The sequence below is a fragment of the Terrabacter sp. 01T434 genome (genome assembly GCF_056398545.1).
This window is the reverse complement of sequence record NZ_JBFTPP010000005.1, coordinates 82812-96828: the sequence shown is the minus strand read 5'-3', so window position 1 is coordinate 96828 and position 14017 is coordinate 82812. Positions and strand designations below refer to the sequence as shown.

Below are 14017 nucleotides of genomic sequence, written 5' to 3'. Positions count from 1 at the left end.
GGCCCGTGAGCCCCGAGGGTTGGCACTCGACTTGACCGAGTGCTAACCGCAAACCTAGATTTCTTCCTGTTGGCACTCTCGACCCGAAAGTGCCAGCTCCCTCCTCGAGGGAGGTCGACCCCCGCGACGGCGGCCAGCCTCGAAGAGCCCACAGTCCGTAGTCAGTTCTTTCGACTGTCCCGAAGGGAAGGTCACCACCGTGTCGGTTGCCATCAAGCCGCTCGAAGACCGCATTGTCGTCAAGTCCCTCGAGGCCGAGCAGACCACTGCATCCGGCCTCGTCATCCCGGACACGGCCAAGGAGAAGCCGCAGGAGGGCGAGGTCCTCGCTGTCGGCCCCGGCCGCTTCAACGACAACGGCACCGAGCGCGTCCCGCTCGACGTCAAGGTCGGCGACAAGGTCATCTACAGCAAGTACGGCGGCACCGAGGTCAAGTACGGCGGCGAGGAGTACCTCATCCTCTCCGCGCGCGACGTCCTCGCCATCGTCGGCTGACCCAGCCGTATGCCGTGACCGCACCCCGGTGAGCCCCGCTGGGGTCTCCCCGGGGTGCGTTCCGTTTCACCCCAGATCCACTCAGACGCAACGCAATCCGAGCCTGAAGGAACACCATGGCCAAAATGCTGGAGTTCGACGACTCCGCCCGCAAGTCGCTCGAGCGCGGTGTTGACGCGCTCGCCAACGCCGTCAAGGTGACGCTCGGCCCGAAGGGCCGCAACGTCGTCATCGACAAGAAGTGGGGCGCCCCCACGATCACGAACGACGGCGTGACCATCGCCCGCGAGATCGAGCTCGAGGACGCCTACGAGAACCTCGGCGCCCAGCTCGCCAAGGAGGTCGCGACCAAGACCAACGACGTCGCCGGTGACGGCACGACGACCGCGACCGTCCTCGCCCAGGCCATGGTCAAGGAGGGCCTGCGCAACGTCGCGGCGGGCGCCGCTCCCGCCGCGCTCAAGCGCGGCATGGACAAGGCCGTCACCGCGGTCAACGACCGCCTCCTCGAGAACGCCCGCGAGGTCGACGGCAAGGACGAGATCGCCTCCGTCGCCACGCTCTCAGCCCAGGACTCCACCCTCGGCGGCCTCATCGGCGAGGCGTTCGACAAGGTCGGCAAGGACGGCGTCATCACCGTCGAGGAGTCCTCGACGACGGCGACCGAGCTGGAGTTCACCGAGGGCATGCAGTTCGACAAGGGCTACCTCTCGGCCTACTTCGTCACCGACACCGAGCGCATGGAGACCGTCCTCGAGGACGCCTACATCCTCATCAACCAGGGCAAGATCTCCTCGGTCGCCGAGATCCTCCCGGTCCTCGAGAAGGTCGTGCAGTCGGGCAAGCCGCTGCTCATCATCGCCGAGGACGTCGACGGCGAGGCCCTCTCGACCCTCGTGGTCAACAAGATCCGTGGCACGTTCAACGTCGCGGCCGTCAAGGCCCCCGGCTTCGGCGACCGCCGCAAGGCCATGCTCCAGGACATCGCCATCCTCACCGGTGGCCAGGTCATCGCGCCGGAGGTCGGGCTCAGCCTCGACCAGGCCGACCTGACCGTCCTCGGCCAGGCCCGCCGCGTCGTCCTCACCAAGGACAACACGACGATCATCGACGGCAACGGCGAGGAGGGCGAGGTCTCCGGCCGCGTCCACCAGATCAAGGCCGAGATCGAGCGCACCGACTCCGACTGGGACAAGGAGAAGCTCCAGGAGCGTCTCGCCAAGCTCGCCGGTGGCGTCTGCGTCATCAAGGTCGGCGCGCACACCGAGGTCGAGCTCAAGGAGAAGAAGCACCGCATCGAGGACGCGATCTCCGCGACGCGGGCCGCGATCGAGGAGGGCATCGTCGCCGGTGGCGGCACCGCCCTCATCCACGCCGCTTCCGCCATCGACGCCCTCGAGCTGACCGGTGACGAGGCCACGGGCGCGTCCATCGTGCGCAAGGCCGTTGCCGAGCCGCTGCGCTGGATCGCCGAGAACGCCGGCCTGCAGGGCTACGTCGTCACCTCCAAGGTGGCCGAGCTGCCCCTCGGCCAGGGCCTCAACGCGGCCACCGGCGAGTACGGCGACCTCATCGCGGCCGGCGTCATCGACCCGGTCAAGGTCACCCGCTCCGCGCTGCGCAACGCCGAGTCCATCGCGTCGATGATCCTCACGACCGACACGCTCGTCGTCGACAAGCCGGAGAACGAGGACGCCGCTGCCGGCGGCCACGGCCACGGCCACGGCCACTGACGAACGACGCCACACGTCATACGACATGGACGCCTGAGGCGGACCACGTCAGCGCCTGACAGCACAGCAAGGGCCGCTCCCCGATGGGGAGCGGCCCTTGCTGCTGCTCGACCGCCGCGACCCCGTCGTGACTCGCGGGCGGGTCGAGTTGCTGTGCCGCCGGCGACGTGTGCCGGCGGGCGTCAGGGGGTCACGACGCCTGCTGGATGCCGTCCTGGATGACCTCGCGCTCGCCCTCGGTGAGTCCGCCCCAGACGCCGTAGGGCTCCCGGACCTCGAGGGCGTGCGAACGGCACTGGGCCAGCACGGGGCACGCGGCGCAGACGGCCTTGGCCTGCGCGTCACGGTTGCGCCGGCGAGGGCCCCGCTCGCCCTCGGGGTGGAAGAAGACCTCGGGGCTGACGCCTCGGCAGGCCCCGTCCAGCTGCCAGTCCCAGAGGTCGGCAACCGGTCCGGGCAAGCGCGTGATCTCGGCCATGAACTCGTCTCTCCGTGGGGCGGGGTGCCCGCCGTGTCGTACTGGCCCGCTCGGTGCACCGAAGGGGTGCTGGGACCGCGGATCCGACGCTAACCGGGCACGCGATCACGGATAAAGAGCGGAATCTTAAGGACTTGTTCAAGAATTGCCCTCCAGATGGCATGGTGGTCCACGCGAGGGGTGTGGCGGGGGGTTGGGCGTCGGTTCGGCGAGGGTTCGGCTCTTCAGTGGTCGTCCGGGATGCGCGGCGGCACTAGCATGGTCGGCTCCGGCGACGGGTGCCTGGCGGGCATCGCCGTCGCGAGCACAGACGACAGTTCGGGGGACGACGACTCTCATGGGTCCTGGTTGGTCCACGCACGCCGGCGTAACGCCGGGCGGCGCCGGCGCGATGGAGCGCTTGGACGCTCTGTCGCTACGTGAGCTGGCGGCGCTCGCCGTGCGGGACACCGACGCGCGCGACGTGCTGCTGACCCGCGTCAGGGACATGGCACTGCGCTACGCACGCGTCCGGCTCGGCCGCTTCGGTGCCGAGGACACTGCCCAGGACGTCGCTCAGGAGGTGTGCATGGCCGTCGTGACCGCTCTCCCGACCTACGAGGAGCGCGGAGTGCCGTTCGAGGCCTTCGTCTACACCATCACCTCCCGCAAGCTCGCCGACGCGCAGCGCGCCGCGATGCGCGGACCGGCACCCGTGGCCGACGTGCCCGACGGCCCCGACGACGGGCCGTCGCCCGAGTCCGTGGCCGTCATGCGCGACGACGCGGCGACCGTGATGACGCTCATGCAGCAACTGTCCGGACAGCAGCGCGAGATCCTGACGTTGCGCGTCGCCGTCGGGATGAGCACCGACGAGACGGCCGCCGCCCTCGGGATGTCGACCGGGGCGGTCCGCGTCGCCCAGCACCGCGCGCTCACCAGGCTCCGTGCGATGGTCGCCCGGGCCGAGGCGGGTGACGTGGCGTGAACGACCCGTCCCCCCTGAGCGACCTCATCGCCGACGACCTCCTCCTCGACCGCCTCGCGGCCCGGGTCGACGCCGGCTCCGACCCGCTCGCCGGCCTGCTCGGAGCCCTCGCAGCCCAGGCCGACATGCCGCTGCCGCTGCGCACCGGGCGCCGCCGGATCGGCAACAAGCACCGCTACCTCGGGGCGTTCGCCGCCCTCGCGGTGGCTGCCTCCGGTGCCGGTGTCGCGGCCGCCGTCACGGTGCCGGCCCACGGATCGAGCCAGGCCGACCGTGCCCTTTCCGTGACGCTGACCGACGACAGCGCCCGCAGTCACGTCCCGACCACGCCGCTGCCACGGCTGGGGCTCCCGCAGACGTCACGAAGCACCCACGCACCGGCACTCGTCCTCGCTCGCCGCGGCGACGGCGCCATCGTGCTGGTGCCGGCCGGGTTCGTCGCGGCGCCGGCGCGACCCGGCGGTGGAACACCCGGGACCGGGGAGACCGGCAACGGTGAGACGGGCAACGGACAGGCGGGCAGCTCCGGCCACCAGGGCGGCGGCAAGCAGGCTGGGGCGGCCCAGACGCCCACTCACGGCAAGAAGCCCGCACCCGCCACCACCAGGGCGAGCAAGGGAACCAAGAACGGCCACCGGGACGGCAAGGACGTCAAGAAGCCCGCCGCGACCACGACGCCCGCGACGAACCAGGGCGTCGGCCCACAGACGCCGCCCACCCCCTGACGCGCGTTCGGACGTCGCTGTGCCAACCCGTAGAATCGGGCAATGAGCCTCGGATCGTCTGATGTGCCCGCTGCTTTCGCCCCGATGGGCCTGACCTACGACGACGTGCTCCTCCTGCCGGGCTACAGCGACCTCGCCCCCAACGACATCGACACCACCACGCGCCTCACGCGCGAGCTGTCGATCCGCTCGCCCCTGGTCTCCGCGGCCATGGACACCGTCACGGAGGCCCGGATGGCGATCGCGATGGCCCGCCAGGGCGGCCTCGGGGTGCTCCACCGCAACCTCTCGATCCAGGACCAGGCCTACCAGGTCGACCTCGTGAAGCGGACCCAGACCGGGATGATCTCCAACCCGATCACCATCGGCCCGGACCGCACCCTGGAGGAGCTCGACGCCATCTGCGGCGAGTACCGCGTCTCGGGCCTGCCGGTCATCGGCGACGACAAGAAGCTCATCGGCATGGTGACCAACCGTGACCTGCGCTTCACGCCGGTCGCGGAGTGGGCCACGACGCTCGTGCGCGACGTCATGACGCCGATGCCGCTCATCACCGGTCACGTCGGCATCAGCCGCGACCAGGCGACGGCCCTGCTTCGCCAGCACAAGCGTGAGCGCCTGCCCATCGTCGACGCCGAGGGCCACCTCGCCGGCCTCATCACCGTCAAGGACTTCGTCAAGGGCGAGCAGTTCCCCGACGCGAGCAACGACGCCGACGGCCGCCTCATGGTCGGCGCAGCGATCGGCTACTTCGGCGACTCGTGGGAGCGGGCGACGACCCTCATCGAGGCCGGGGTCGACGTGCTCGTCGCCGACACCGCCCACGGGCACGTGCGCCTGCTCATCGAGATGGTCCAGCGGCTCAAGAGCGACCCCGCGACGCGCCACGTCCAGGTCATCGGCGGCAACGTCGCGACGCGTGAGGGCGCTCAGGCGTTCGTCGACGCCGGCGCCGACGCCGTCAAGGTCGGTGTGGGTCCCGGCTCCATCTGCACGACACGCATCGTCACCGGCGTGGGCGCGCCACAGATCACGGCCGTCCATGCGGCCGCGCAGGCCTGCAAGCCGGCCGGCGTGCCGGTCATCGCCGACGGCGGCCTGCAGTACTCCGGCGACATCGCCAAGGCCATCGTCGCCGGCGCCGACTCGGTCATGGTGGGCTCCCTGCTCGCCGGGTGCGAGGAGAGCCCCGGCGACCTCATCTTCGTCGCGGGCAAGCAGTTCAAGAGCTACCGCGGGATGGGCTCGCTGGGGGCGATGAGCTCGCGCGGCAAGAAGTCCTACTCCAAGGACCGCTACTTCCAGGCCGAGGTCGAGTCCGACGACATGATCGTCCCCGAGGGCATCGAGGGCCGGGTCGCCTACCGTGGCCCGCTGTCGGCCGTCGCCCACCAGATGCTGGGTGGTCTGCGCCAGTCGATGTTCTACGTCGGCGCCCGCTCCATCCCGGAGCTGCAGGACAAGGGCCAGTTCGTCCGCATCACGTCGGCCTCGCTCAAGGAGAGCCACCCGCACGACGTGCAGGGCATCGTGGAGGCCCCCAACTACACCGTCGGCTGACTCAGCCCGACCACCACGTATGCCGTCCCGCGGGCCCCGCGGGACGGCAACGTCCTCGGGAGGCCGCGGGTTCTCGGGGGTGGTCGGGGGCGCAGGCCGTCAGCGGCCGTGAGCCCCCGACGGTGGCGCGGGTTGTCGGGGGTGGTCGGGGGCGCAGGCCGTCAGCGGCCGTGAGCCCCCGACGGTTAGGATCGGCCGGTGACCGAGATCGAGATTGGCCGAGGCAAGCGCGGACGGCGCGCCTACTCCTTCGACGACATCGCCGTCGTGCCCTCGCGGCGCACGCGCGACCCGGAGGAGGTCTCGGTCTCGTGGCAGATCGACGCCTACCACTTCGACATCCCGGTCATGGCCGCGCCGATGGACTCCGTCGTCTCGCCCGAGAGCGCGATCGTCCTCGGCAAGCTCGGCGCCCTGCCCGTCCTCGACCTCGAGGGGCTGTGGACCCGCTACGAGGACCCGACCGCGCAGCTGCAGGAGATCGCCGAGATCGACCCCGACGCCGCGACGGCCCGGATGCAGCAGATCTACGCCGAGCCGATCAAGCCCGAGCTCATCACCGAGCGCCTGCGCCAGCTGCGTGAGGCCGGGGTCACGGTCGCGGGCGCCCTGTCCCCGCAGCGCACCCAGCAGCACTGGAAGACCGTCGTCGACGCCGGCGTCGACCTCTTCGTCATCCGCGGCACGACGGTCTCGGCTGAGCACGTGTCGGGCCGCGCCGAGCCGCTCAACCTCAAGCGGTTCATCTACGAGCTCGACGTGCCCGTCATCGTCGGTGGCGCCGCGTCGTACACGGCGGCGCTGCACCTCATGCGCACCGGTGCCGCCGGCGTCCTCGTCGGTTTCGGCGGGGGCGCTGCGCACACGACGCGGACCGCGCTCGGCATCCACGCGCCGATGGCCTCGGCCGTCGCCGACGTCGCCGCGGCCCGCCGCGACTACCTCGACGAGTCCGGTGGCCGCTACGTCCACGTCATCGCCGACGGCGGCGTCGGCACCTCGGGCGACATCGTCAAGGCCGTCGCGTGCGGCGCCGACGCGGTCATGCTCGGGGCGGCCCTGGCGCGGGCAGCCGACGCCCCCGGCGGCGGCTACCACTGGGGTCCCGAGGCGCACCACCCGCAGCTGCCCCGCGGTGAGCGCATCGCGCTCGGCGCGCAGGCCTCGCTCGAGGAGATCCTCTTCGGCCCGGGCCGGCAGGCCGACGGCACGACCAACGTCATCGGCGCGCTCAAGCGGGCGATGGCCACGACCGGCTACTCCGACGTCAAGGAGTTCCAGCGGGTCGAGGTCGTCGTCTCGCCCTACCTGGGCAACTGACGCCGCGCCCGGGTGTGGCGAAGGTTACTGACGGTAGCCTGCGGTCCCGCCGCTCCCTAGGGTGAGCCCATGGAGTTCGACCACGACGTCGTCGTCATCGGGTCCGGCTTCGGCGGGTCCGTCGCCGCGCTGCGCCTTGCCGAGAAGGGCTACCGCGTCCACGTCTACGAGGCGGGGCGCCGCTTCGAGGACGAGGACTTCGCGCGGACCAGCTGGAACGTGCGGCGCTACCTCTGGGCGCCCAAGCTCGGGCTCTTCGGCGTCCAGCGCATCCACCGGCTGCCGGACTGCCTCGTCCTCGCCGGCGCGGGCGTCGGTGGCGGGTCGCTCAACTACGCCAACACCCTCTACGTCCCCCCGACCCCCTTCTTCCGCGACGGCCAGTGGGCCCACATCACCGACTGGCAGGCCGAGCTCGCCCCGCACTACGCGACGGCCCAGCGGATGCTCGGCGTCACCGTCAACCCGTGCGAGGGACCGGTCGAGCAGCTGATGCGTGACACCGCGGCGGACCTGGGTGTGGGCGCGAGCTTCCGCAAGACGCCGGTCGGCGTCTTCTTCGGTGAGCCGGGCAAGCGGGTGCCCGACCCCTACTTCGGCGGTCAGGGGCCTGCGCGCACGGGCTGCACCGAGTGCGGCAACTGCATGGTCGGCTGCCGGGTCGGTGCCAAGAACACGCTGGTCAAGAACTACCTCGCGCTCGCCGAGCGCCGGGGCGTCGTCATCGAGCCGCTCCGCACGGTGACGCGCGTGCGGCCGCTCGATCCGGCGGCGCCGGAGCAGGGGTATGCCGTCACGACCGTCCGCAGCGGCTCGTGGGGTCGGCGCCGGGCGGGGGAGCGCACCGTGACCGCCGCGCAGGTGGTCGTCGCGGCGGGGGCCTGGGGCACGGCCCAGCTGCTGCAGGCGATGAAGGCCGAGCCCGAGGGGCAGGGGCTCCCGCGCCTGTCGGACTCGCTCGGTGAGCTGACGAGGACCAACTCCGAGGCTCTGGGTGGGGCCATGACGGCCCGGGTGCCCGAGGGCGTCGACCTGACGAAGGGGGTCGCCATCACGTCGAGCTTCCACGTCTCGGACACGACACACGTCGAGAACTGCCGCTACGGCAAGGGCTCCAACCTCATGGGGGCGCTCGCCGTCATGCAGGTCGACGGCGGCGGCGGCATACCCCGGTGGGTGCGTTTCGCCGGCACGGCTGCCCGCCACCCGCTCGTCTTCGCCCGGTCGCTGTCGACCCGGCGCTGGAGCGAGCGCACCGTCATCGCCCTCGTCATGCAGACGAGCGACAACTCGATCAGGGTGCGGCGCCGGCGCGGCCTGCTCGGGTGGCACCTGACGTCGACGCAGGGCCACGGCGAGCCGAACCCGACGTACATCCCCGAGGGCAACGTGGCGGTGCGGGCGATGGCGCAGCGTCTCGAGCGCACGACCGGCGAGCGCGCCTGGCCCGGGTCGTCGATCGGCGAGGTCTTCGACATCCCGATGACGGCTCACTTCCTCGGCGGCGCGGTCATCTCCGACTCGCCCGACCACGGCGTCATCGACCCCTACCAGCGCGTGTGGGGCTATCCCGGCCTGCACGTGCTGGACGGATCCGCCGTCTCGGCCAACCTCGGCGTCAACCCGAGCCTGACCATCACGGCGCAGGCCGAGCGGGCGGTCTCGCTGTGGCCGGCCCGCGGTGAGGCGGATCGGCGGCCGGCCCAGGGGGAGGCCTACCGGCTCGTCGACGCCTGACCCGTTGCTGCCGCCTCCGCGGCAGCGCGCCGTGTGCAGGCGGTGGGGTCATGACCCCGCCCGTTGCACACGACAGGCGACCGGTACCGGGCCGGGAGATCTTCAGGATGAGGGCGTCAGGAGCAGGATGACGTCGGTCTGGTCGTCCGAGACGTAGATGCGTCCCGCCGCGTCGACGAGCAGGCCCTGCGGCTCGACGAGTCCGGCGCGGGCCAGAACGGTGGAGCTGCCTCCGGCGAGCGGCCACCGGCGCACGTCGTGGTTGGTGTGCCGGACGTCCGTCACGAGCAGGTTGCCGTGGCCGTCGAGCGCGAGGTCATCGGGCATGCTGGCGCGCGCGACCCGGGTGTGGCTGCCTCCCGCGCCGAGGCGCCACACGTCGCCGCCGCACTCGTCGGCGACGTAGACGGCGCCGTCGGGCCCGACCGCTGCGCCCACGGGATGCACGAAACCGCTCGACAGCGCAGTGCGCTTCGAGCCGTCCGGGCCCATCCGGTAGATGGTGCCGGTGACGGGGTCGGGCACGACGAGGGTGTGCGTGGTTGCGTCCCAGGCGATCCCGTCGACGCCCCCGTGGCAGGTGGCCTTCACCGGCTGGCCGGGCAGTGTCGTCAGGACGTGCGGGGCCGCGGCCCCCGGGGCGTAGGCGAGCACCCGGTTCGTGTTCTCCTCGGCGACGACGAGCGACCCGTCCGCGAGGAGCACCAGGCCCTCCGGCCCGTCGAGGCCCCGGTGGATGACGGCGCCCGTGCCGTCCGCGCGCAACCTGCTGATCGTCCCGTTCGTGTAGTCGCTGTAGAGCAGGGCCCCCGACGCGTCGAGGACGAGGTCGTCGGGGTGGTCGCTGCCGCGGTGCACCACGGTGGTGCGGTACGAGGACGGCGCCGGACCGGCATCCCGGGTCGGCAGGGTCTGTCGCGGGGTGGCCGGTGGCCGAGGCGCCGGGGCGGGTCGGGCCGGGGCAGACGGTGTCGTCCTCGTGGAGCTCGCGGCCGAGCTCGCCGCCGGCGCGGTGGAGGCGCTGGTGCCGGTCGGAGCTGCGGTCGGCGAGGACGTGCAGCTCGCGAGCGCGGCGCACGCCGCGGCAACGGTCAGGAGACGGGTAAGCCCGTGCATGTCCCGACGGTAGGCACGGAGCCTGTGACGGGGCGGGGAGCCGTCGGGGCGGCAGCCCGTGCCCTGCACCGCCCGCCTGCCGGCGCGAGGAGGGAAGAGGGTGAGGCCGTCACCCCTCAGAGACGGCCCCACCCGGCGGTGCGGGCGAGCAACCGGTCGAGAAACCGCCCGGCACCGCGCTGACAACGAGGTAGCAGGAGGCGGGTTACGGGTCCTGTCGATTCTTTGCCGAAGCCAGGGCTGGTGCCGGAGGTCGGCTCAGCGAGCCGGCTGGGGCTCGTCGCGCCACGAGCGCCAGAGGGCGGCATAGGCGCCGTCGGCCTCGAGCAGCTCCTCGTGCGAACCGATCTCGCTGATCCGGCCGTCCTCGACGACGCAGACCCGGTCGGCGTCGTGCGCCGTCATGAGCCGGTGCGCGATGGCGACGACGGTGCGTCCCTCGACGACGGCGGCGAGTGACCGCTCGAGGTGTCGGGCGGCGCGCGGGTCGAGCAGCGAGGTCGCCTCGTCGAGGACCAGTGTGTGCGGGTCGGCGAGGACGAGCCGCGCGAGCGCGAGCTGCTGCGCCTGCGGCTCGGTGAGTCGGTGGCCGCCGGACCCGACGAGGGTGTCGAGCCCGTCGGGCAGCTCCAGGGCCCAGCCTCGCGCGTCCACGGCGGCCAGCGCGTCGAGCAGCTGCTCGCGCGAGGCCTCGGGCCGGGCCAGGCGCAGGTTGTCCTCGAGCGTCCCGACGAAGACGTGGTGCTCCTGCGTCACGAGCGCGACCTGGCCGCGCAGCTGGGCGAGCTCGAGGTCGACGAGTCGCACCCCGCCGACCTCGACGCGTCCCTCGCGCGGACCGTCGATGCCGGCCATGAGCCGGCCCAGTGTCGACTTGCCGGCACCCGACGGCCCGACGATGGCGAGGCGCTCACCGGGCTGCAGGTCGAGCGAGACACCGCGCAGCACGTCGCGGCCCGCGCGGTAGGAGTAGTGGACGTCCATGACCTCGAGGTGGTCGTCCTCAGGCTCCGCCCCGCTCGCGGTGCGGTCGGCCGGGACGTCGGCGATGCCGATGACCCGGGCCAGGCTGGTCGCGCCGATCTGGATCTCGTCGAGCCAGGAGATGAGCTCGTCGAGCGGGCCGGCCATCTGCTGCACGTAGAGCGCCACGGCGGTGACGGTGCCGGCTGTCGCGACGTCGCGCGAGATGAGGAATCCGCCCCAGAGCAGGGTGACGGCAACGGGCGCGAAGAAGGCGAACTCGACGGACGGGAACCACCGCAGCCGCAGTCCCAGCGTGTAGAGCTCGGCGTCGTAGCAGTCGCGCAGGGCGTCGTCCATGCGGCGCCGGCGACGGCTGCCGAGGCCCAGCGCGTCGATGGTGCGGCCGCCGTCGGCCGACTCGGTGACGACACCGTTGAGCACGGCATACGTGGCTCGTTCGCGGAGGTAGCCCTCGGGCGCGTGGCGCAGGTAGCGGCGCGTCGACAGCACGAGGATGGGCACGCCCACGACGATCGCCAGGGCGACCTGCCACTCGGTGAGGAAGGCCGCGACGACGGTGATCGTCGTCGTGACCGCCCCGAGGAAGATCGAGGGGATGCCGAACCGGATGACGCGCGAGAGCGCTTCGACGTCGTTCGTCGTGCGGGCGACGAGATCGCCCGTGCCGGCGCGCTCGACGGTCGAGAGCGGCAGCTCGACGACGCGCTCCATGAACTCCTCGCGCAGCTCGGCGAAGATCGTCTCGCCCATGACGAACGAGGCCCGACGCGCGAACCACGTGACGACGGTCTGCACGACGACGGCTCCGGCGATCCAGAGCGCGAGGCGGTTGACGACGGCGAGCGAGCGGCCGTGGCTGATCTCGTCGACGAGCAGGCCGATGACGCGTGGCGCGACGAGGGCAGCCACGGCGGCGACCGCGTGCAGCGCGATGACGACGAGGATGCTCCGGCGGTGGCGTCGGACGAGGCCGCGGGTGTGGTCCTTGACCGAGGCCATGTCGGCCACGGGCAGCGACCGGGCCGGCGACGGGGGCGTCTGGGTGGTCTGCGACATCAGTCCTCCTCTCCTCGGACGACGGTGCGTCGGTAGTCGGGGTCGTCGGCCATGAGCCGACTGTGGGTGCCGCTCGCGGCGACCGAGCCGTCGCGCAGGAAGACGACGTGGTCGGCCTGGTCGAGCAGGAGCGGGCTCGCGGACATGACGACCGTGGTGCGACCGGCCCGAGCCGTGGTGAGTCGTTGGGCGATGCGGGCCTCGGTGTGCGCGTCGACGGCGCTCGTCGGCTCGACGAGCACGAGCGTGTCGGCCCCGGTGAGGAGCGCCCGGGTCAGGGCGAGGCGCTGGCGCTGGCCGCCGGAGAAGGCCCGGCCGCGCTCCTCGACCTCGTTGTCGAGCCCGCCGGGCAGCGCCTCGAGCACGTCGTCGCCGCTCGCGACCGAGAGAGCCTCGAGGATCGAGGCGTCGTCGTGGTCGCCCCACGGGTCGAGCTCGGCGCGCAGGGTGCCGGTGAAGAGCCGGGGGTCGGTCTCGGAGACGACGATCCGGCGACGGACCTCCGCCAGGGAGGCGTCGGCGAGGCGCGTCCCGTCGAGCCGCACGTCGGTCTCCCCGGCTCCGAAGCGGCCGAGCCGGTCGGCCAGCGCCGCGGTCTCCTCGGGACGCGCCGACACCACGACGGTGAGGCGACCCGGCTCGATCGTGACGCCGCTGCGCGGGTCGTGGAGCGGGGCCGGGCCGGGCGGCAGCGGCTGCGGGTCCGGCGTCTCCGCGTCGTCCGGCTCGACGCGCAGGATCGTCGTCAGCTTGCGAGCGCCGATGTGTGCGCGCGTCGCCCGGTCGACCATCTCCGTCGCCGTGCGCAGCGGGATGACGAGGAAGGCCGTGTAGCCGTAGAACGCGACGAGCTGCCCGGCGGTGATCTGGCCGTCGATGGCGAACCGCGCGCCGAGCCACACGACGACGAGGACGAAGATGCCGGGGAGGAGGACCTGGGCGGCGTCGAGCGCCGCCTGGTAGCCGGCGACCCGGTTGCCCACCTGGCGCACGGACTGCGACTGGACGGCATACCGGCGCAGGAAGGTCTGCTCGCCGCCGATGCCCCGCAGCACGCGCAGGCCGGCGACGGTGTCGGCACCGAGCCCGATGAGGGTGCCGGACTCCTCGCGCTGGGCGAGCTGGCGGGCCTGGAGCGGGCGGACGATGAAGGTGAGGCAGGCGACGAGCACCGGTACGCCGATGAGGACGACGAGCCCGAGCGGTGTCGAGGCGTTCAGCAGGATGAGCGCGACGACGACGTAGGACACGACCGCACCGGCGAATCGCGCTGCGACGTCGTAGAGTCCGCCGATCCGCATCGCGTCGGAGCTGACCGTGGCGACGACGTCACCGGTCGGGACGGCCCGGGTCAGGGCCTCGCCGGTGTCGGCGGCCTTGTGGCCGATGAGCTGTGCCGAGCGGAACGCCCCCTGCATCCAGTTGGCGACGGCGTACTTGTGACGCATCGCGCCGGACAGGGCGCTGAGGACGACGAGTCCGATGAGGATGCCGCACCACAGCACCAGGGCACCTGCGTCGCCGCCGATGATGCCCTGGTCGATCGCCTTGCCCATCGCGGCGGGGAAGAGCGCCTGGCTGACGAGCCACACGATGCCGAAGGCGATGGCGATGGCGAGGGTGCGCCGCTGACCGTTGCCGACCCACCGAAGGTATGCCGTCGGGCTCGTCAGGTCGGGCGTGCCGGGGTCGGCGTGGGGCAGCGAGATCACTTGGTTCATCGTACGTTCGGCGAGGACGCGCCTCATTCCATTTTCGGTCCGGGTCACGGCCCGACCGTAGGAGCTCAAGCCGACTCGAGGTCAAACCCGTTGGGGGGTATGCCGTGTGGCCGCGTTGGCG

The 14017-nt window shown here is 72.1% G+C and carries 11 protein-coding genes; 7 read left to right on the top strand and 4 right to left on the bottom strand.

Annotated features, from left to right (window positions below):
* Positions 1-199: 199 nt before the first annotated feature.
* Together groES and groL are read left to right on the top strand one after the other, a co-directional pair.
* Positions 200-496, top strand: coding sequence for a co-chaperone GroES (gene groES / locus AC1DIW_RS11725; RefSeq protein ID WP_142178742.1), 297 nt, complete (start codon positions 200-202; stop codon positions 494-496).
* A 116-nt stretch (positions 497-612) separates the two neighbouring features.
* The gene (groL, locus tag AC1DIW_RS11720) at positions 613-2229 is read left to right on the top strand and encodes a chaperonin GroEL (protein ID WP_442277796.1); all 1617 of its coding nucleotides are present in this window, start codon (positions 613-615) and stop codon (positions 2227-2229) included.
* Between the two features lie 190 nt (positions 2230-2419).
* On the opposite strand, the gene AC1DIW_RS11715 is transcribed toward groL, so the two are convergent.
* Positions 2420-2707, bottom strand: a complete 288-nt coding sequence (locus AC1DIW_RS11715) for a WhiB family transcriptional regulator (RefSeq protein WP_442277797.1) — start codon at positions 2705-2707, stop codon at positions 2420-2422.
* Between the two features lie 391 nt (positions 2708-3098).
* On the opposite strand from AC1DIW_RS11715, the gene AC1DIW_RS11710 reads away from it, so the two are divergent.
* The 5 genes from AC1DIW_RS11710 to AC1DIW_RS11690 all read left to right on the top strand — a co-directional run bounded on the left by AC1DIW_RS11710 (position 3099) and on the right by AC1DIW_RS11690 (position 9016).
* Positions 3099-3674 (top strand): sigma-70 family RNA polymerase sigma factor, encoded by a 576-nt coding sequence (locus AC1DIW_RS11710; RefSeq protein WP_442277798.1) that lies wholly within the window; start codon positions 3099-3101, stop codon positions 3672-3674.
* On the top strand, positions 3671-4399 hold the full coding sequence (locus tag AC1DIW_RS11705; RefSeq protein ID WP_478108333.1) for a hypothetical protein: 729 nt from the start codon (positions 3671-3673) through the stop codon (positions 4397-4399). Before AC1DIW_RS11710 ends, AC1DIW_RS11705 begins: the two co-directional genes overlap by 4 nt.
* A 42-nt stretch (positions 4400-4441) precedes the next feature.
* Entirely contained in the window at positions 4442-5959 is a 1518-nt protein-coding gene (gene guaB, locus AC1DIW_RS11700; protein ID WP_442277800.1) for an IMP dehydrogenase, read from the top strand.
* A 198-nt stretch (positions 5960-6157) separates the two neighbouring features.
* Entirely contained in the window at positions 6158-7279 is a 1122-nt protein-coding gene (locus AC1DIW_RS11695) for a GuaB3 family IMP dehydrogenase-related protein (protein WP_478108331.1), read from the top strand.
* Between the two features lie 69 nt (positions 7280-7348).
* A complete protein-coding gene (locus AC1DIW_RS11690; RefSeq protein WP_478108330.1) occupies positions 7349-9016 on the top strand; it encodes a GMC oxidoreductase in 1668 nt (555 codons plus the stop codon).
* Positions 9017-9118: 102 nt separating this feature from the next.
* Here AC1DIW_RS11690 and AC1DIW_RS11685 read toward each other — a convergent pair whose 3' ends face one another.
* The 3 genes from AC1DIW_RS11685 to AC1DIW_RS11675 form a co-directional block, all read right to left on the bottom strand.
* On the bottom strand, positions 9119-10132 hold the full coding sequence (locus AC1DIW_RS11685) for an SMP-30/gluconolactonase/LRE family protein (RefSeq protein WP_478108328.1): 1014 nt from the start codon (positions 10130-10132) through the stop codon (positions 9119-9121).
* A 258-nt stretch (positions 10133-10390) separates the two neighbouring features.
* Positions 10391-12175 (bottom strand): ABC transporter ATP-binding protein, encoded by a 1785-nt coding sequence (locus tag AC1DIW_RS11680; RefSeq protein ID WP_478108327.1) that lies wholly within the window; start codon positions 12173-12175, stop codon positions 10391-10393.
* Entirely contained in the window at positions 12175-13896 is a 1722-nt protein-coding gene (locus AC1DIW_RS11675) for an ABC transporter ATP-binding protein (protein WP_478108326.1), read from the bottom strand. The genes AC1DIW_RS11680 and AC1DIW_RS11675 overlap by 1 nt, the downstream gene beginning before the upstream one ends.
* Positions 13897-14017: the final 121 nt, after the last annotated feature.